Below are 18,864 nucleotides of genomic sequence, written 5' to 3' on the forward strand. Positions count from 1 at the left end.
CGTGGGCGCGGGGGCGGCGGGCGTCGTCCGCGTGTCCGGGCCGGCCGCGGGCTGCGGCGGCCGGGGCTGCGGTGCGGGCGCCGGGCCGGTGCCGGCGGTGTCCCGCGGCTGCGCCGGGTCCGTGCCCAGCAGCGCCCGCGGCACCATCAGGACCGCCCGCACCCCGCCGTGGACGGTGGCCTGCAGCCGCACGGCGATGCCGTGCCGCCGGGCCAGCTGGGAGACGACGAACAGCCCGATGCGGCCGTCCGCCAGCAGGCGGCCGACGTCGACCCGGTCGGGGTCGGCGAGCAGGGCGTTCATCCGGTTCCGCTCGTCGGGCGGCATGCCCAGGCCGCGGTCCTCGACCTCGACGGCGAGTCCGGAGGCGACGGGGTTCACGCGCAGCAGCACCTGGGTGTGCGGGGCGGAGAACACCGTGGCGTTCTCCACGAGTTCGGCCAGCAGGTGGATGACGTCGGCGACGGCGTGGCCGCGCAGGGTGCCCTCGACCGGCGGCACCAGTCTGACCCGCGCGTACTGCTCGACCTCGGCGATGGCCGAGCGCAGCACCTCGGTCACGGGGACCGGGTTGCTCCACTGGCGGCGGGAGACGGCGCCGCCGAGCACGGCGAGGTTCTCGGCGTGGCGGCGGGTGCGGGTGGCGAGGTGGTCGATGTGGAAGAGGCCCTTGAGCAGGTCGGGGTCCTCGATCTGGTGCTCCAGCTCGTCGAGGAGGGAGATCTCGCGGTGCACCAGCGACTGCAGGCGCCGGGCGAGGTTGACGAAGACCTCCAGCTTCTGTTCGCTGTCCGCCCGGCTGGACAGCCGGGCGGCCCGGACGACGGCGGTGACGGCGCCGTCGTGCGCGCGGGCCAGGTCGGCGGCGAGCAGTTCGAAGGCGTCGGCGTCCTCGGTGTCCTCGGCCTGGTCGGCGTTCCCGGCCTGGTCGGCGTTCCCGGCCTGGTCGGCGTTCCTCGCCGGATCGGTGTTCTCCGCCGGATCGGCGTTCCCCTCCGGGCCGGGGCGCGGCCCGCGCTGCGGCGGGCCGTCGCCACGGCGCAACGACTCGGCCAGGGCGCGCAGTTCGTCCTCGCGGCGGGCGGTGGAGCGGCGCAGGGCGCCGACGCGTTCGTGCACGGACCGCGCGGCGCGGTGCGCGGCCACGGCGGCGACCAGGATGCCCGCGAGGGTCACCGCGACCGCGCCGGCGAGCACCGCCCACAGGGCCGGCCCCGGGCGGACTGCGGCGGAGCGGACCGTGAACAGGACGGCCGCGCAGCCGCTGAGGGCGACCGCGACGGGCGGCAGCACGGCCAGGCGCAGCAGGCGGGACCGTACCGGGACCTCGGGCGGCGCGGCGGCGGCGCGGAGGGCCGGCCGGCCGTGCCGCTCGCCCTCACGGCGGTCCGCGCGGGCCGGGGCACGCGGGTGAGCCGTCGGTGTCCCCGGGCCGGTCCGGGCGCCGGCCGGGTCCGGTGCGGTCCGGCCGGGTTCACGGCTCCCGGCCGGGATCACCCGGAACGTGCGGCTGTGTCCGGGATCCGCCGGTTCCACGGCGTGCTCGGCGGGCACGGACGCCGCCGGGCTTCCGGTCGTCGGGCCCGGGCGGCGGGGAGCCCCGTCGCCTCCGCTCGCTCGTCCGCCTTGCGCCTGCACCTGGCCAGACCCCACTCCCTGATCCTTGTGATCCGCCGTGCTCCACGGCGGTGGTCCCTTCGACGCGGCCCGGTGCGGCCGGCGTGCCGGGCACGGGGCGTCGCGATGCCGTCGAGCGGGCGTGCGTGCGACCCTGCGCCGCCCGACCGGCACTCACCGTAGTCGTCAGCGCATCATGTGCGGGAGGCAGTTGACAAACTCGCCCGGCGGGCGTCCCGCTCTGGTATGAGGTTTCGTACGACCGGCCGATAAGCCGTTCAGACGCTCGCTCTGAAACAGGCCGAAAACGATCGTCCCTGATCAGGAGTAGTCATGAACAGGGGGCGAGTGCCGGGAAGCCCCTCACCCTCCCGCCCCGCCACCCGGCGTCCGATCCCCCTCGGTCAGTCCGCCGGAACGGTTTCGGGCGCCCTGGCGCCCTCGACCGCATTCCCCGGATCGTCACTGAGCGTATCGGCTTTGGCCTGAGCTGTCTCCGTCAGCTGCGAAGGCGGCACGGTCTCGCCGCCGCGCAGCGGCCGGGCCGGCCGGTTCCGCCCGTACCGGCTCGCCGGCGGCTCGGCCGCGCCCGCTCCCGGACCGCCACCGACCGGCCTGCCATGAACACGTCTTGCACGTCAACCCCCTGGTGGGTCATACTCCGCTTCCCCCCACAACCACTGATCACGACCGTCCGCGAGCCCCCCTCGCCCCGGCCGCGACCAGCCGCGGCACCCGTGTCGCCGCACCCGACGCCGTCAACCCGATATCCCGTGGGGGCCCCTGCCCGATGGGCGTGACCTTGCGCGCGCTGCGCGCCCTCCTGCTGCTCGCCGGCTTCTACCTGCTCGGCGTCCTGCTGCTGGCGGTGCTCGCCGGCCTCGACTACCTGCTGTACCTGCACGCCCCCTCGGGCGTCGCGGCGAAGCTGTACCTCGTCTCCGTGCTGCTGGCGATTCCGCTGGTCCGCGGCCTGTTCATGCTGCGCACGCCGAAGGCGGAGGAAGTTCCCGGCCTGCCCGTCACGGAGGCCGACGAGCCCGCCCTGTGGCGCACCGTGCGGGAGCTGGCCGACCGGATCGGCACGCGCGCGCCGTCCCGCATCCTGCTGACGCCGGACGTCAACGCGGCCGTCGCCGAGGACGCCCGTCTGCTCGGCCTGCTGCCCGGCCCGCGCCGCCTCCACCTCGGCGTGCCCCTCCTCCAGGGGCTGACGGAGGCCCAGCTCAGGTCGGTCCTCGCACACGAACTGGGCCACTACTCGCACGCCGACACCCGCCTGGCCGCCGTCACCCTGCGCGGCCGCGCCCAGATCCTGCGCACCGTCGGGCACTTCGAGGAGCTCGCCGGGAAGAGCGCGGCACGCGAACGGGCCCGGCAGGAGAAGAAGAACGCCAAGGCCGCGGCCAAGGGCAAGAAGACGAGCGAGGTCGACACCCGGCACCGGGGCGTCACGTACCGCGCGATGGCCCGGATCTACACCGCGTACGCCAAGCTGTACCTCCGCGCCACGCTGGCCGGCGCCCGCAGCCAGGAGTACGCCGCCGACGCCGCGGCCGCCCGGATCGCCGGCCGGGACGCCACCGCCTCGGCCCTGCGCGAGATCCCCGTGCTGGACGCCGCGTTCGGCTTCTACCTGCGCCACTACGTCACCCTGGGCGAGAACGCCGAGCTGCTGCCGCCGCGCGGTGAGACGTTCGGCGGTTTCGGCCGGATGCTGAGCGCCCGTCAGCTGGAACTGGCCGGGCTGCGCACCGAGCTGCCGGCCGAGCCCGCCTCGCCGTACGACTCCCACCCGCCGATCGCCGACCGCGTCCGCCGCATCGAGGAACTGCCCGCCGACCACCGCACCGACGAGGGCAGGGGCGCAGCCATCGGCCTGCTGTCCGACCCCGGACGGACCCTGGCGGCCCTGGAGGACGCGGTCCTGACCGAGGAGGTGCGGCGGTTCCGGCGCACGGCCGACTGGCCGGAGCTGCTCGACGGCTCGATGACCGTCCAGCTCGCGAACCTCGACACCCCCCTGCACCGGGCCCTGGCCCTGTACACCAGGACGCGCCCGACCCTGCCCGCCCTGCTCGACCTGATCGACGACGGCCGGCTGTGGCAACTGGCCCGGCGGCTGCCGCTGTCCGACGAGGCGGCGGCCGCGAAGGGGCGCGTCTTCCGGGAGTTCGCGCGGCCGGCCCTGGCCGAGTCGCTGCACCGCATGGTGCTGGCCGAGTTCAGCGCACGCGCCCGGCTGCGCTGGGAGTTCTCCTGGGAGCGGGCGGCGACCGCGCGGCTGCTGCCCGCGCCGGGGGAACCGGCGCCGCCGTCCGACACGACGCTGAACGACCTGATCGGCCCCGCCGTGGTCGCCGCGGTCGCCGACCACCCGGACACCGGCCCGCTGCGCGCCCTGCTGCCCCTCACTCCGACCGACCCCGCGAACCGAGAAACGGACACTCCCCGATGACCGTAGTGCTGTGGATCCTGGTGATCCTGGCCGTCCCCACGCTGCTCTTCTTCGGATGGCTGGCCTGGGTCTTCCTCAGGGAGTTCTTCTCCCCGAGCCATGACGAGGACGCCGCCGCCGAGGCGGCCGAGAAGCTCGGCCTGCTGCCCGCCGACCGGCAGAACACCGAGCACGCCGGCCCGCTGCCTGCGGGCTGGGAAGCGGCGCTGAGCCGCGTGAGCGGCGGCGACTGGCAGGCGGCGGCCGAGCTGCTGCGGGGCATCGGGCGGGACTGGGACCGGCGGTCGATGGCCGTCGGGGAGCTGGCGGGGCTGGCGGCGGAGGACGACACCTGGCTGCTCGCCTGGGAGGCCGCCCGCCCCGACGACCCGGACGCCGCCGTGGTCCGGGCCAGCAGCACGATCACCCTCGCCGGGCGGCTCCGCGGCGCCAAGCGGGCCGAGTACACGACGCAGGAGCAGTTCGCCGGCTTCCACCGGATGCTGCACCGCTCCCGCGACGAGATCGCGCGGGCCGCGGCGCTCAGCCCCGACGACCCCACGCCGTACGTCACGGAGATCTCGGTGGCGCTCGGCCTGGGCTACCCGCACGCCGAGATGGACAAGCTGTGGGCGGAGATCACCGCACGCGCCCCGCACCACTACGAGGGGCACTGGCGGGCGCTCCAGTACTGGTGCAAGAAGTGGCGCGGCTCGGAGCGGCTGGCCATGGAGTTCGCCGAACAGGCCGCGGCGAAGGCGCCGCTGGGCAGCCTGCTGACCGTGCTCCCGCTGGTCGCCCACTTCGAGCACGACGAGTCCGACGACGCCGAGGGCGACCGCACGCCCGAGATGGTGGCGCGGGTCGACGCGGGCCTGGCGGACGCCGCCGCGGCCGACCCGACCCATCCGCGGCTGCCGGAGCTGCGCCACCTGCTGGCGTACTACCTCTCGCTCCAGGACCGGGACGAGATGGCGATCGAGCAGTTCCGGCTCGTGGACGGTCATGTGAACGCGCTGCCCTGGCGCTACCGGGGCAGCGGCGCCGACATGACGGCGTACTACTGCGCGGTCCGCGACTCGTCGGCGCAGGCGGTCGCCGCCGCGGGCTGACGGCGGCGGGATGCGGGGGCGGCACCCGGTCGTCCGTCGAGCGCCGCTCCCGCGCGGTCCGGGGAAGAAGGAGTTCCGCCCTGCTGTCCGGCCGGACCGCGCGCCGCGTCCGGCGACGTCCGGGGGCGGCCGTCCGGCTTCCGGCGGGGCTGCCGGGATGCCGGCACGCGCCTCAGCTCGTCCGCGGTCAGCCCTCGCCCACGAGGTCGAGGCCGTCACGGGACGTCTCCGGGGTGATCTCCGGGACGGGCCACTTGCGGTTCAGCGGCAGGGACACCTCCCGCCACCAGGGGTGCGTGGGGAGGTCTCCGGCGGGCTCGAAGGGCCGGCCCGGGACCGGGACGGCGATCGCCTGTCCGACCGCGTCGGCCGCGGCCAGCGTCCACTCCCCCGGCTCGGCCCAGGGATGCGACGCGAGGTTGAACGTCCCCCAGTGGATCGGCAGCAGCACCCCGCCCGGACCGCCCCCCTGCAGGTCGAGGTGGGCCTGCACCCCCTGGGCGGGCGTCATGTGGATGTCCGGCCACGGCCCGGGCAGCGGCGTGGAGTCCGTGTGGTCCTTGGGCCAGAACTCGCTGTACGCGCCGATCTGGATCATCGTGGCGTCGAACGGGCCGTGCCCGGCGCCGATGTCCTTGAAGCCCTCGAAGTACCCGGTGTCGCCGCTGTGGTAGACCCGGTGCTCCTCACCGGCGACGACCCAGGAGGCCCACAGCGTGTGCTGGGTGTTGCGCAGGCCGCGGCCGCAGAAGTGGCGGGCCGGGGTGGCGGTCAGGGTGAGGCCGCCGACCTCCGTCGTCTCGTGCCAGTCCAGCTCGCGCAGCCGGCCGGCGGAGACACCCCAGTGCTCGAGGTGGGCGCCGACCCCGAGCGGCACGGCGAACAGGGTGTCCGTGCCGGCCAGCGCCTTGATCGTGGGCATGTCCAAGTGGTCGTAGTGGTCGTGCGAGACGACGACGACGTCGACCGGGCCGAGCGCGGCGAGCGGCACCGGAACCGGGTGCAGCCGGCGCGGTCCGGCGAAGGCGAACGGCGAACAGCGCTCGCCCCACACGGGGTCGAACAGCACCCGCTGCCCGTCGATCTCCGCCAGCACGCTGGAGTGGCCCATCCAGGTCAGGCGCAGCCCGGTGGCGGGGGGCCGGGATATGTCGGCGAGCGTGGTGGCGTGCACCGGGACGGCGCCCCGCGGGGCGCGGCGGGCGCGCGCCTCCCGGTCGAGGTAGACCTTCGCGAGGTCCTTCCCCGAGCCGGAGGGCCGGGTCCGGGCGGGGCCGCCGGGGTTCTGGAACACCCCGTTCGCGAAGTGGGGCGATCTGCGGATGCGCGCCATGCGCTCCCCGCTCGGGTCCACGCCGAAGGCCGCGGGCCGCAGCGCGCTGACCCCCGAGTTCAGGGAACGGAAACCGGCCACGGTACCTCCAGGTGGAGTCGATCAGGCTCTCCATTATGGCCGCCCCCTTCGATCCGCCGGCCCGCTTCGCCGTTCCCGCCGCTGCCGCGTCCGGGCCGCCCGCGCGCCGTATCCGTGAGGGCGCCCGTGCGCGGCGCCGTGGCGGCATCCGGGGAGTGGTCCCACGGCCCGTGCCCCCGCCCGCCCCGCCCCGGCCCCTCTTCCTCCGCCTGGTGGCGTGGTCCTCCGGGCGCACCTGCGGCGAGGTCCCCGGCCCCGGCGGGCGCTGGGCCACCACCCGCGCGCTTTGTGGCTCGAGCGGTCCCCGTGGCGAGGCGGGACCGGTTCGGTCCCGCCCGGAGGTGCGGTGCCGCGGCCGGTCGCTTCCCCGGCGGGCCCGCCGGGGGCCGACGCCGCACCCGGGCCTGGTGCCGGGTGCGGAAGGGGCGGGCGCCGTCCGGGAACCGGGGCCGGGGTTCTGCGGGCGGTCACGGACCCGGGAGATCCGGGCTGCCCCCGCTCCTGCTCAGCCCCGGCTCAGGCCACCGAAGCGATCCGCATCCTGATGTCCTCCAGCGCCAGCCGCCCCTTCGCCGTCACCCGGTCCCCGGACGACTCCCCGCGCAGCCTGCGCCCGATCCACGGCACCAGGTAGTCGCGCGCCCACTGCACGTCGTCCCGGCGGATCTCCAGGGTGCCGCGCGGCGGCAGCGGCGGCCAGGGCTGCTCCGGGTCGGCCGGCACCTCCAGGCCGAGGACCTGCCCGGCGCGCAGCGCCACGCGCGTGTGCCCCTCGGGCGACAGGTGCAGCCGGTCGGCGTCCCAGGCCCTGCGGTCCTGGACGCTCCGGAGCGACCACAGGTCGAGCACCGGACAGCCGTACCGGTCGGCGATGGCCCGCACGTGCCCGTTGTACGTGGCGATCTTGCCGCGCAGATGCTTGAGCACGGGCACCCCGCGGGTGTCGAAGCCGGTCGTCACCATGACGGTGCCGGCCGCCTCGGTGAGCGCGGCGACCGCCCGTTCGAAGCGCTCGGCCACGTCGTCCGGGTCGGTGCCGGGCCGGATGATGTCGTTGCCCCCCGCGCAGAACGAGACCAGGTCCGGCGCCAGTTCGACGGCCCGCGGCACCTGGTCCGCCACGATCTGGTCGAGCAGCTTGCCGCGTACGGCGAGGTTGGTGTAGGTGAAGTCGCCTTCCGGCCTGAGGTCCGCGAGCAGCACGGCGAGCCGGTCGGCCCAGCCGACGAACGCCCCGTCGGGGCCGGGGTCGCCGACGCCCTCGGTGAAGCTGTCCCCCACCGCAACGTACGACCCGATCACTGATCTGCTGTCACTCTTCGAATCGTCTGCCACATGACCATGATTCACCGTGGAATGTGACCTACGCGACCGTAAGGAGGGGTTGACGGGCGGTGAGATAAGCCACTCCTAAAGTGTTGGCCAATTCCGGAATAGGGCTTTGTCCAGGGGTGTTGGCGCCCCGGACCCGTTGCTCGCGGAGCACGGCGGCCGGATCCGGGGACCGAAGACCGAAGGCCGGACCCGGGGATCGGGGTCCGGCCTTCGGCGGCTCGTCGGGCGGGCGGTGCCGGCCGGTGTCAGATGGAGACGCCGTGCGAGCGGAGGTAGGCCACCGGGTCCACGTCCGAGCCGTAGTTCGGCGTGGTGCGGATCTCGAAGTGCAGGTGCGGCCCGGTCACGTTGCCGGTCGCGCCGGACAGGCCGACCTGCTGACCGGCGGTCACGGTCTGACCGGTCGAGACCGACAGCGAGGACAGGTGGGCGTACTGGGCGTAGTGGCCGTCGTCGAGCTTGATGACGACCTGGTTGCCGTACGCGCCGCCCCAGCCCGCGGAGACGACCGTGCCCGCGGCCACCGCCTTGAGGGAGGTGCCGGTCGGGACGACGAAGTCGACACCGGTGTGGTAGCCGCTGGACCACATGCTGCCGGCCACGCGGTAGGCGGTGCCGACGCCGGCGCCGCTCACCGGGAGGGTGTAGCCGCTGGAGGCGTTCGTGGTGCCGGCGGACTGCCCGGCGGCCGCGTCCTGCTCGGGGGACGCGGCCGACGAGGGCTTCGACGGGGCGGACTGCGTGGACTCGGAGGGCTGCGCGGGCTCCGCCGACGGCTGCGCCGCGGAGGACTCGGGGGACTCCGACGGGGAGGAGGACTCGGCGGTGCTCGTCGCGGCCTTCTTGCCGAGCGCGAGCTTCAGGCCGGGGTGGATCAGCGACGGGTCGTCACCGACGGCCTCGCGGTTGTCCGCGTACAGCTTCTTCCAGCCGCCGCTGACGTTCTCCTCGTCGGCGATCTTCGAGAGGTAGTCGCCGGCCTTCACGGTGTAGGTCCGCGTGCCCGTGTTCTCGTCCGCGGTCGTCCTCTCGGCGGCCGGCAGGGACTGGACGGCCTTTTCCGGGACGGACTGGGCGGGCGCGGCGTGGGCACCCGTGGCTCCCAGGAGCGGGAGGGCGAGCGCGGCGCCGCCGGTTCCGGCGGCGGCGATGGAACGGGTGAAACGCTGGGTCTTGCTGCGGCGGTGCTTACCCTTCGCGGGCATGGCGCATTCCTCTCCGGCGCCTGCGAGGTGAGCTGTCGGGTGCGGACTGGAGATGTCCGGTCGCGCCGAGGGGCGCGGCTTTACCCCAAGCCTGGTCCGGGAACCGGAACAGGCAGTCGTACCTGTGGGTCCCCCGCTCCTGCCGTACACGGGTGGGTGGGTGTGCGGGCTCCGGTCGGCGGCAGGATTCGGCGTCCGTCCGGATCGGTGGCGAACGTAAGCGACCAGGACGCACAGGGACAAGCGAAGGTTGTGCGGAATTGCGGATCGACTTGATCCACTACTGGAATCCCCGGTCACCCTCCGTCGATTTCGGCCCTGTTTCCTTTCCGGAAATCCCTTGTGGGTCACGCGAATTACGTGAGCATGACGGGCAACGGACGGTCACGGGTATGACGCTCCTCACGTGACGCCGCTCCAGCTCCCCTCAGCGCGCAGGGAGTTACAGCAAAAGCCGCCAATACGGACAGAAGGGTCAGAGGCGACGCAAGTGGATGACCGTCGCATCGAGGTCGCCTCGCAACCCGGTCCGCAGCCCGTGGTGCAACAGCACCGCCCCCCGGTGCACTTCGCCCGTTTCGCGGCATTCATACGATGCTGCCGGGTCGAGACCACGCAGCCGGAGCGCCGGGACGGGCTCGCCGTGGTGCTGCGCCTGGAGCCAGGCGAGGACGGCGGTCTCGTCGCCGAGCACGTACTGCACGGCGCTCAGGCCGCCCCGGGGCGGCCTGAGCCGGTGGAGCTCCCCGCGCTGCACCAGGGGCCGGATCTCCTTGTAACGGCTCACCCACTCCCGGGCCTCGGCGAGCTCCTCCCCGGTCCACTTCGTGAGGTCGCCGCCGATGCCGAGCACCCCGGCCATGGCGCTCACGAACCGGAACCGCAGGGAGCTCTTCCGGCCGTTGAGCATGGCGTTCGGGCTGTCGGTGACCCAGGCGGCCATCACGCGGGCCGGGTGGATCTGGCTGAAGCCCTCCTGGATGGCGAGCCGGTCGAGCGGGTCGGTGTTGTCCGAGGTCCACACCTGGTCGGTGCGGGCGAGCACGCCGAGGTCGATCCGGCCGCCGCCGCCCGAGCAGGACTCGAAGGCGACCCCCGGGTGGGCCGCCCGCAACCGGTCCAGCAGCGCGTACAGGGCGCGCACATGGTCGACCCACAGCCGCTGCGGATACGGGTCGCCGGGCCAGCCCGCGTCGGTGAAGCAGCGGTTGAAGTCCCACTTGACGTAGTCGATCGGGGCGCTGGAGAGGAGCCCGTCGAGCTGCTCCCACAGGTACTCCCGGACGTCCTCGCGGGCGAGGTTGAGGACGAGCTGATGGCGGAACTCCGTCCGCCTGCGTCCCTTCTGGTGCTGCACCCAGTCCGGGTGGGCGCGGTACAGGTCGCTGTCCGGGTTGACCATCTCGGGCTCGACCCAGATGCCGAACCGCATGCCGAGGCCGTGCACGTACGCGGCGAGCGGGGCCAGGCCGCGGGGGAAGCGGTCGGGGTTGGGCGTCCAGTCGCCGAGGCCGGCCCGGTCTCCGGTGCGCGCGCCGAACCAGCCGTCGTCGACCACGAACAGTTCGACGCCCAGCTCCGCGGCCCGCCGCGCGAGCGCCCGCTGCTGCTCCTCGGAGATGTCGAACCCGGTGGCCTCCCAGGAGTTGTACAGCACCGGCCGGTCCCGGTCCGCGTCCGGGACGACGTACGCGCGCTGGTAGGCGTGCCAGGCGCGGCTCGCGCCGCCGAAGCCGCCGTCGCTCCACAGGCCGGCGAAGACGGGTGTGGTGAAGGTCTCCCCGGCGGCCAGCCGCAGCAGGCCGGAGTCGTCGTGGCCGGCGCCGCCGGTGATCTGCACCCGCGCGTCCGGGAGCCGGGCGACACAGATCCGCCAGGAGCCCGACCAGCCGAGCGCGCAGCCGTAGACCTCGCCGCGCTCCTCGGTGGCGTCGGTGTCGAGCGCGACCCACGGCAGGTGCTGGTGCCCGGTGTGGCCGCGGCGGCTGCCGATGACCTGCTCGCCGTGGGCGAGCGGGAAGCGGGCGAGCCGGGACTCCGCGGCCCAGCGGCCGTGCAGCTGGGACAGCCGCCAGCCGTCGCGGTCGGGCAGGGTCCAGGTGGCGGAGTCGGCGCGCAGCAGTTCGACCGCCGGGCCCCGGTTCTCCAGGGTCACCCAGCGCTCCACGACGTCGCCCCGCATGCGGTAGTGCAGCGTGACGCCCAGTCCGCCGTCGCGGAACAGCAGCCGCAGTTCGCCGCCGTCGCTCTCGTCCCGCTCGTCCCGCTCGAAGGTCCATTCGGTGCCGCGCCGCTCCCCGGTGCGCACGGCGAGGGCGGGCCGGACGAAGCGGGGACCGCCCTCGACCGGGTACTCCTCGCGTCCGTCGAGCGGGGACTCGAAGGGCCAGTAGTCCGGCAGCGGGCGCACGGCGAGCGCCTCGGCGTCGGCGAGGGCGATCCTCGGGCCCCAGTGCAGGTGCACGAGTTCGTCGCGTGCGGTGAGGTGGAGGGCGTAGCTGCTGGCCGGCCCGGAGAGGACCCAGGTACGGCCGGTTTCCGAGATTTCCAGCATGCAGCCCCCCGAGCACGAACAGGTCCACCCACGTCCCGACATCATCGAGGGCCGTCCGCCGGTTCGGCAACGCCTGTGGACAACCCGTGGCGCCGGGAAGCCATGGCGTATCGTCGAGTGGCGCCCGCCGACGAGCCGCGTCGGCGGGAGGGAGTGGGAGGAGTCCCCCGTGACGCAGCAGGTCCCGTCGACCGAGCCCGAACTGGCCGGCGTGCGCAACTTCCGCGACGTGGGCGGACTGCCGACCGTGGACGGCCGCCGGGTGCGGCACGGGGTGCTGTTCCGCAGCGGCCACCTCGCGCACGCGACCGCGGCGGACGCCGCCTTCCTCGCCTCCCTGGGCCTGCACACGATCTTCGACTTCCGCAACGCGGCCGACCAGAAGCTGGAGGGGCCGGACGTCGAGCTGCCGGGCGTGCGCAACGTCAACCTGCCGCTGACCGACCCGGCCGACGGCGCCGAGTTCTGGAGGATGGTCCGCGACGGCGACCTCGACCAGCTGCGGGAGATCCTGGCCGACGGCAGGGCCGAGCAGCGGATGATCACCTCGTACCGCACGATCGTCAAGGAGCGCACCGCCGAGCACTCCCGGGTGCTGCACGCGCTCGCCGAGGACAGCGTGCCCGCGCTGATGCACTGCGCGGCCGGCAAGGACCGCGCGGGCCTGTCCGTCGCGGTGACGCTGCTGGCCCTGGGCGTCGAGCGCGAGGCGATCCTCGACGACTACCTGAAGTCCAACGCCAAGCACCGCCGCTACAAGGTGCACCGCAGCTCCAGCTCCCCCTCGGCCTACTCCCCCGAGGTGATGGAGCTGCTCAGCCCGCTGTTCGACGCGCGTGCCGAGTATCTGACGGCCGCCTTCGAGACCGTCGAGCAGACGTGGGGCGGCGTCGACGCCTACCTGGAGAGGGGACTGGGCATCACCCCGCGGACCCGGGAGCGGCTGCGCGAGCGCCTGCTCGACTGAACCGCCGGGACTACTTCGCGCCCACCTCGAACAGCAGGTAGATGAAGGCCGCGAACAGGTGGCCCACGGCGATGTAGACGATCAGCCGTATCCACAGGCCGCGGGGGAACTTCTCCTCCATGTCGCTCATGGCGCGTCTCCGGGGGTCGGGCCCAGGCACAGCGTGGCCGTGGGACTCTGCAACAGGGTGTGGACGAACAGCAGCTCGACCCCGCCGGGGTCCTGGGCCGCGATGCGGTGCGGGGTCAGCGAGTCGAAGTGCGCGCTGTCGCCCGGGCCGAGCCGGTGCGCCGCGTCCCCGAGCCGCAGCCGAAGCCGCCCCCTGAGGACGTACAGCCACTCCTCCCCCGGATGCACGCGCACGATGTCGCCCTGGGAGCCGTACGGCACGTGGACCCGCAGCGCCTGCATCCCGCGGCCGGACGCGCCGGCCTGCCAGTAGGTCCAGCCGCCCGCGGCGGTCGGCTCCATCTCGGCGGCGCGTACGACGGCGTCCCGGTCGGCGACCGTCTCGCCGAGCAGTTCCGAGACGGTCGTACCGTAGATGCGGGCGAGGGCGAGCAGCATCGGCAGGGAGGGCTGGCGCTGCCCGGTCTCCAGGCGGGAGAGGTGGGCGGGCGACAGCCCGGCGGCACGGGCCGCGGCCTCCAGGGTGAGGGCGGCGCGGCGCCGCAGGGCGCGCAGCTGCGGGGCCACGGCGGGCACCGCTTCGACGGGCCCGTCCGAGGGCTCGGACTCGGCGGGGTTCATGCCTCCATTGAGCCCGATTTTTGCCTCTGCGGCAATTTCCTTGCCCCAGAGGCAAAAGCCGCGGTCACCGGTGGGCCACCGCCTGCCTGACCAGGGTCTTGCCGAAGTCCCACATCAGGCCGCCGCCGTGGGCGTCGTCCATCACCTCGGTGAAGGCGTCCACGAACCGGTCCACCTCCCGCTCGCCGATGATCAGCGGCGGGATCAGCTTGATCACTTCCAGGTGGTCCCCGGAGACCTGGGTGAGGATCCGGTGCCGTTGCAGCAGCGGGACGACCACCATCTGCGCGAACAGCCCCTTGCGCGCCGCCTGCAGCACGGCCCAGCGGCCGCGCAGCTTCAGCGACCGGGGGCGGCCGAACTCGATGCCGATCATCAGGCCCCGGCCGCGGACCTCGGCGAGCAGTTCGTACTTGTCGGTCAGCGCCTGGAGCCGGGACTTCAGCAGCTCGCCGGTGGCGGCGGCGTTCGCGACGAGCCGCTCGTTCTCCAGGACCGACAGCACGGCGAGCCCGGCCGCCATGGCCTGCGCGTTGGCCCCGAAACTGGCCGAGTGGACCAGCACCCGGTCCATCGACGAGTAGACCTTCTGGAAGATCCAGTCCCTGCCGAGGGTGGCGCCCACCGGCACGTAGCCGCCGGAGAGCGTCTTGGCCACGCACACCAGGTCCGGTTCGACGCCGTCCTCGTGCTGATAGGCGTAGAAGCGGCCGGTGCGGCCCAGACCCGTCTGCACCTCGTCGGCGATCAGCAGCGCCTTGTGCCGGTGCAGCAGCTCCTGGGCGGCGCGCAGATAGCCCGGCGGGGCCTCGTGCACGCCCTTGCCCTGGATCGGCTCGACGATCAGGGCGGCGACGTCGCCCCGCGCCAGTTCCCGGGCCAGGGCGTCGAGATCGCCGAGCGGGACGCAGGTGTCGGGCAGCAGCGGGGCGAAGCCGTCGCGGAAGCCGGACTCGCCGTTGACGGACAGGGAACCGGCGGTCAGCCCGTGGAAGGCGTGGTCGCAGTACAGGACGCGGGGCCGGCCGGTCGCGTACCGGGCGAACTTCAGCGCGGTCTCGACGGCCTCGGTGCCGCTGTTGCCGAAGAACACCCGGCCCAGGTGCGGGCTGTACGACAGCAGCCGCTCCGCCAGCAGCCCGGGCAGCGGCGGGCAGTCGAAGCGGGTGAGGTCGGCGAGGGAGGCGTCGAGGACGTCGTGCAGCGCCTTGCGCACGACGGGGTGGTGGCGGCCCAGGCCCATCACCCCGAACCCGGCGAGCATGTCCAGGTAGTCCTCGCCGTCCGCGTCCCAGAAGTACGCGCCCTCGGCGCGCTCGTAGACCTTGTCGAAGCCGATGGTGCGCAGCATGCGCGGGAGCTGGTGGTTCAGGTGCCGGGCGTGCAGCTCGTAGCGCTCGGCTCCGCGCTCGGCCAGGAGGGCGCCGAGGTCGAACTCCGTGGTCATTCAGGTCTCTCCTTGCACTGGCAGGACGGCCCGGACGCCTTCCGGCCGCTGTTCCCCGGCGGCCCGGCTCGCGCCGATCCGCCCGGCGATCCCGACGGGGGTGAGGCCGACGCCGGCGAGCACCTCGGCGCGCTCGGCGTGCGCGAGGAACCGCTCCGGGGCCCCGAACCGCCGCACGGGCACGTCGGCGTCGCCCGGCGCCGGCACCACGACGTCAGCCCCGGTTCCCGGAGACCGTCTCGCGCAGGGCGCGCAGGGACTCCTTCAGGGACCCCGTGGTGGCCAGGACGGCGGTCGGCTCGTAGCCGCAGTGCGCCATGCAGTTGGCGCAGCGCGGGTCCTTGCCGCGGCCGTACTTGTCCCAGTCGGTCTCCTCGATCAGCTCCCGGTACGTCGGCACGTATCCGTCGCTCATCAGGTAGCAGGGCCGCTGCCAGCCGAAGAGCGAGTAGTTCGGGATCGCCCAGGCCGTGCACGGGAAGTCGATCTTTCCTTCGAGGAAGTCCAGGAACAGCGGGGAGTGGTTGAGCCGCCAGCGGCGCCGGTTGCCCCCGGCGAACGCCTTCCTGAACAGCTCGCGGGTCTGCTCCACGCCCAGGAAGTGCTCCTGGTCGGGGGCCTTCTCGTAGGCGTAGGCGGGCGAGATCATCATCTCGTCGACCCCGAGTTCGTCGTTGAGGTAGTTCAGGACCTCGACGACGGTCTGGGGGGTGTCGGTGTTGAAGAAGGTGGAGTTGGTGGTGACCCGGAAGCCGCGCCGCTTGGCCTCCTTGATCGCCGCCACGGCCTCGTCGAAGACGCCCTCCTTCGCGACGGACTCGTCGTGCCGCTCGCGCAGCCCGTCGATGTGCACGGCGAAGGCGAAGTAGGGGGACGGCGTGAACTTGTCGATCTTCTTGCGCAGCAGTACGGCGTTGGTGCACAGGAAGACGTACTTCCGTTTGGCCGTCAGCTGGCGCACGATCTCGTCGATCTGAGGGTGCATCAGCGGCTCGCCGCCGGCGATCGACACCATCGGCGCACCGGACTCCAGCACCGCGCCCACGGCCTGCGCGACCGGCATCCGCTGCTTGAGCACGCCCGCCGGATGCTGGATCTTGCCGCAGCCCTCGCACTTGAGGTTGCAGGCGAAGAGCGGTTCCAATTCGACGATGAGCGGAAACTTGTCCCGCCCGCGGAGCTTCTGTTCGGCCAGGTATGTAGCGACCTTGATGGACTGGCGCAACGGCATGGCCATCTGGCTCACCTCCGGGGGAGCGGCAAAGAACGGTGCCATTCGAGATAGGCGGGAAGCACGGAACGAAGGACACGGAAGGCCGATATTCCACCGCGCACCGTGCCGATCCGGACGAGTTCGTGTTCTGGGGCGTCCACGACCACCCGGACGGCCGCAACCGGGCGCTCGCCCGCCCGTACGGCGCTCAGGAGTGTGGCCGCGGACTCCATGTCGACGGCGACGGCGCCGGTCGCGCGCAGCTTCGGCCGTTCGTGACCGCGGACGACGTGACCGGACCCGGTGAGCGGTCCGGTGTGGACGGTGCGCCCGGGCACGGCGCGCCCGAGCTCCTCGACGAGCAGTGCGGTCCCGGTGCACGGGACGGTGCCGCGCGGATCGCGGGTCTCGTCGGCGACGACCAGGTCGCCGGGGTGCATACCGGGGGCGAGGCCCGCGCAGAAGCCTGTGGCCAGCACGGCGGCGCCGCCGAGCGCCGGACCGGCGAGGGCCCGGGTGACGGAGCGCTCGGCCGCCCGGGGGCCCATGCCCGTCCGCAGGACGGTGACCGGCCCGCCGGCCCCGCCGCGACCGCCCGTGCGCAGGGCGAGCCGCTCGATGCCGAGCGCGCAGGCGATCAGCAGCGGGGCCGCGGCGGGCTGGGCGCTCATCAGCCCTCCTCGGCCCCGGCGAGGGGTTTTCCGGCGGAGGACGGCTGGGCGAGCTGTCCCCCGGCGGGGGGCTGCCGCTCGAAGGGCTCTCCGTTGACGTACCGGCCCAGGGCGGTGAGCGGGAAGACCTGCCGGTAGAGGTGGTAGTTGATGGAGAAGTCCCAGGGGAAGCCGGTGCCGGTGAAGTACGGCTCGTCCCAGGAGCCGTCCTCCCGCTGGGTGGCGGCCAGCCACGCGACGCCGCGTTCGACGGCCCCCGACTCCCGCTCCCCCGCCGCCAGCAGCGCCATCAGCGCCCACGCGGTCTGCGAGGCGGTCGAGGCGCCCCGGCCGCTCCATCCCCGGGCGTCCTGGTAGGAGCGCAGGTCCTCGCCCCAGCCGCCGTCGTCGTTCTGGACGGACTCCAGCCAGGCCACCGCGCGGCGGATCGCCGGGTGCGCGCCGGGCAGCCCGGCCGCGACCAGGGCGGGCACCACGGATCCGGTGCCGTAGAGGTAGTTGACGCCCCAGCGCCCGAACCACGAGCCGTCCGGCTCCTGTTCGGAAAGCAGCCACTGGACGCCGCGCCGGGTGCGCGGGTCGTGGGCGAGTCCCTCGTAGGCCAGCATCTCCACGACGTGCGCGGTGACGTCCGCCGACGGCGGGTCGACGACCTCGCCGAAGTCGCAGAAGGGCAGCCGGTTGGGGAAGGGGCTGGTGTTGTCGACGTCGAAGGCGCCCCAGGCGCCGTTCCTGGACTGCATGCCGAGGTTCCAGCGCACCCCGCGTCCGATCGCCCTCTCGACCCGCTCCGGGTCGTGGTGCCTGACCCGGCGCAGCGCGAGGATCACCTCGGCGGTGTCGTCGATGTCGGGGTAGTTGTCGTTGTGGAACTCGAACGCCCAGCCGCCGGGCGGCAGCCCGGGCCGCCGTACGGACCAGTCGCCGGGCCGCACGACCTGCTCGCCGAGCATCCAGTCCGCGGCCTTCACCAGCTGCGGGTGGTCCGCGGGCAGCCCGGCGTCGGCCAGCGCGATGGTCGCCAGGCAGGTGTCCCACACCGGGGACTGACAGGCCTCGATCATCCGGGCGCCGTCCTCGCGCCGGACGGCGAACCGGTCCAGTGACTGCAGTCCCGCGCGCATCACGGGGTGCTGAAGGTCGTAGCCGAGCAGGTACAGTGCGATGATCGAGTACACGGCCGGGGGCTGGATGCCGCCCCAGCAGCCGTCGTTCTCCTGTCGTTCGATGATCCAGCGGGCGGCGGTGTTCATCGCGGCCCGGCGCAGCCGGCGCGGGGCGATCCTGTGGTAGACGTGCAGCGCCCGGTCGAGGCGCTGGAAGGCGCCGTCCCAGCTCGCCGCCGGGGCGAGGGGCCTCGGAGGGGCGGGGCGGGCCGGGTCGGTGTGCAGTTCGTCGAGCGGGAAGGGCGCGGGCCGCACCGGCCGCTTCGCCGAGACGATGGTCAGCGGGACGATGGTCTGGCGGGCCCAGCAGCCGAAGTCGTAGATGTTGAGCGGGATCCACGTGGGGAAGTAGATGAGCTCGGGCGGGAGTTCGGGCAGGTCCTCCCACTTCCACCAGCCGAACAGGGCGAGCCAGATCCGGGTGAAGACGCGGGTGGCGGCGATGCCGCCCTGCTCGCGGATCCAGGCGGCGGCCTTCGCCATGTGCGGCGCGTCCGGCGCGTCGCCGGCCAGGCGCAGGGCGACGTAGGCCTCGACGGTGGTGGACAGCTCGCCGGGGCCGCCGTAGAAGGTGGCCCAGGTGCCGTCCTCGCGCTGCTCGCCCCGGACGAACAGGGCGGCGGCCCGCGCGGTCTCCTCGTCCAGGATGCCGAGGAACTGCCGCAGCAGCAGGTCCTCGGCGTCCATCGTGACGTTCGTCTCGAGGTCGCCCTTCCACCAGCCCTCGGCGTCCTGCCGGGCCAGCAGGAAGTCGGTCGCGCGTCGGACGGCGCGTACGGCGGCGTCGTGCGCCCCGGCCGCCACGGGGGTGTCGGTGTCCGTTTCGCTGGCCGCGGCTGCGCGGGGCGGCAGGGTGGCCCCGGTGCTTCCGTCGGTCGTCGCTGTCATGGCTTCCCCTTCGTGCAGTCCTGCAAGTCGTGCGTCTGCTGTGGGTCCGCCGTCGGCCGGTGTCCTTCTCCCCGTGGCACCGGCCGGC

14 protein-coding genes, 1 pseudogene and 1 riboswitch are annotated in these 18,864 nt (G+C 73.7%); of the genes and pseudogenes, 3 read left to right on the plus strand and 12 right to left on the minus strand.

The features are described 5' to 3' along the window. Window positions 1–1,554, minus strand: a 1,554-nt coding sequence (locus ABD363_RS02910; protein ID WP_344599745.1) for a sensor histidine kinase, incomplete at its 3' end; no start/stop codon positions are given. A gap of 853 nt (window positions 1,555–2,407) precedes the next feature. Between ABD363_RS02910 and ABD363_RS02915 the strand changes: the two genes are divergently transcribed. Together ABD363_RS02915 and ABD363_RS02920 are read left to right on the plus strand one after the other, a co-directional pair. Then, complete coding sequence (locus ABD363_RS02915; protein ID WP_344599746.1) at window positions 2,408–4,075, plus strand: M48 family metallopeptidase; 1,668 nt, start codon at window positions 2,408–2,410, stop codon at window positions 4,073–4,075. Beyond that, on the plus strand, window positions 4,072–5,166 hold the full coding sequence (locus ABD363_RS02920; protein WP_344599747.1) for a hypothetical protein: 1,095 nt from the start codon (window positions 4,072–4,074) through the stop codon (window positions 5,164–5,166). The genes ABD363_RS02915 and ABD363_RS02920 overlap by 4 nt, the downstream gene beginning before the upstream one ends. A gap of 187 nt (window positions 5,167–5,353) precedes the next feature. Here the strand turns inward: ABD363_RS02920 and ABD363_RS02925 are convergent, their stop codons facing one another. From ABD363_RS02925 to ABD363_RS02940, 4 genes are all read right to left on the minus strand, one after another. Continuing rightward, window positions 5,354–6,580 (minus strand): MBL fold metallo-hydrolase, encoded by a 1,227-nt coding sequence (locus tag ABD363_RS02925; RefSeq protein ID WP_344599748.1) that lies wholly within the window; start codon window positions 6,578–6,580, stop codon window positions 5,354–5,356. Window positions 6,581–7,096: 516 nt separating this feature from the next. Then, window positions 7,097–7,882: an SGNH/GDSL hydrolase family protein gene (locus ABD363_RS02930; RefSeq protein WP_344599951.1), complete on the minus strand. Its 786-nt coding sequence runs from the start codon at window positions 7,880–7,882 to the stop codon at window positions 7,097–7,099. A gap of 278 nt (window positions 7,883–8,160) precedes the next feature. Next, the gene (locus ABD363_RS02935; RefSeq protein ID WP_344599749.1) at window positions 8,161–9,120 is read right to left on the minus strand and encodes a M23 family metallopeptidase; all 960 of its coding nucleotides are present in this window, start codon (window positions 9,118–9,120) and stop codon (window positions 8,161–8,163) included. Window positions 9,121–9,124: 4 nt separating this feature from the next. After that, window positions 9,125–9,285: riboswitch (cyclic di-AMP (ydaO/yuaA leader) on the minus strand. A 310-nt stretch (window positions 9,286–9,595) separates the two neighbouring features. Continuing rightward, complete coding sequence (locus ABD363_RS02940; protein WP_344599750.1) at window positions 9,596–11,674, minus strand: alpha-galactosidase; 2,079 nt, start codon at window positions 11,672–11,674, stop codon at window positions 9,596–9,598. Window positions 11,675–11,843: 169 nt separating this feature from the next. Between ABD363_RS02940 and ABD363_RS02945 the strand changes: the two genes are divergently transcribed. Then, the gene (locus tag ABD363_RS02945; RefSeq protein WP_344599751.1) at window positions 11,844–12,641 is read left to right on the plus strand and encodes a tyrosine-protein phosphatase; all 798 of its coding nucleotides are present in this window, start codon (window positions 11,844–11,846) and stop codon (window positions 12,639–12,641) included. 10 nt (window positions 12,642–12,651) lie between these two features. Here ABD363_RS02945 and ABD363_RS02950 read toward each other — a convergent pair whose 3' ends face one another. The 7 genes and pseudogenes from ABD363_RS02950 to shc all read right to left on the minus strand — a co-directional run bounded on the left by ABD363_RS02950 (window position 12,652) and on the right by shc (window position 18,776). Continuing rightward, window positions 12,652–12,771 carry a DUF6126 family protein gene (locus ABD363_RS02950; RefSeq protein ID WP_344599752.1) on the minus strand — a complete coding sequence of 40 codons (120 nt, stop codon included), beginning with the start codon at window positions 12,769–12,771 and terminating at the stop codon, window positions 12,652–12,654. Then, window positions 12,768–13,391: a helix-turn-helix domain-containing protein gene (locus ABD363_RS02955; RefSeq protein WP_344599753.1), complete on the minus strand. Its 624-nt coding sequence runs from the start codon at window positions 13,389–13,391 to the stop codon at window positions 12,768–12,770. The genes ABD363_RS02950 and ABD363_RS02955 overlap by 4 nt, the downstream gene beginning before the upstream one ends. A 64-nt stretch (window positions 13,392–13,455) precedes the next feature. Next, complete coding sequence (locus ABD363_RS02960) at window positions 13,456–14,838, minus strand: aspartate aminotransferase family protein (protein ID WP_344599754.1); 1,383 nt, start codon at window positions 14,836–14,838, stop codon at window positions 13,456–13,458. Next, a pseudogene (locus tag ABD363_RS02965) lies at window positions 14,839–15,075 on the minus strand (1-deoxy-D-xylulose-5-phosphate synthase); the annotation flags it as partial. After that, window positions 15,053–16,075 carry an adenosyl-hopene transferase HpnH gene (hpnH, locus tag ABD363_RS02970; protein WP_344599755.1) on the minus strand — a complete coding sequence of 341 codons (1,023 nt, stop codon included), beginning with the start codon at window positions 16,073–16,075 and terminating at the stop codon, window positions 15,053–15,055. The gene hpnH and the pseudogene ABD363_RS02965, both read right to left, overlap by 23 nt. 5 nt (window positions 16,076–16,080) lie before the next feature. Continuing rightward, window positions 16,081–16,722 carry a phosphorylase family protein gene (locus tag ABD363_RS02975; RefSeq protein ID WP_344599756.1) on the minus strand — a complete coding sequence of 214 codons (642 nt, stop codon included), beginning with the start codon at window positions 16,720–16,722 and terminating at the stop codon, window positions 16,081–16,083. Then, complete coding sequence (shc, locus tag ABD363_RS02980; protein WP_344599757.1) at window positions 16,722–18,776, minus strand: squalene--hopene cyclase; 2,055 nt, start codon at window positions 18,774–18,776, stop codon at window positions 16,722–16,724. Before shc ends, ABD363_RS02975 begins: the two co-directional genes overlap by 1 nt. Between the last annotated feature and the right edge of the window lie 88 nt (window positions 18,777–18,864).

The sequence above is a fragment of the Streptomyces glaucus genome, from assembly GCF_039533365.1.
Lineage (GTDB): Bacteria > Actinomycetota > Actinomycetes > Streptomycetales > Streptomycetaceae > Streptomyces > Streptomyces glaucus.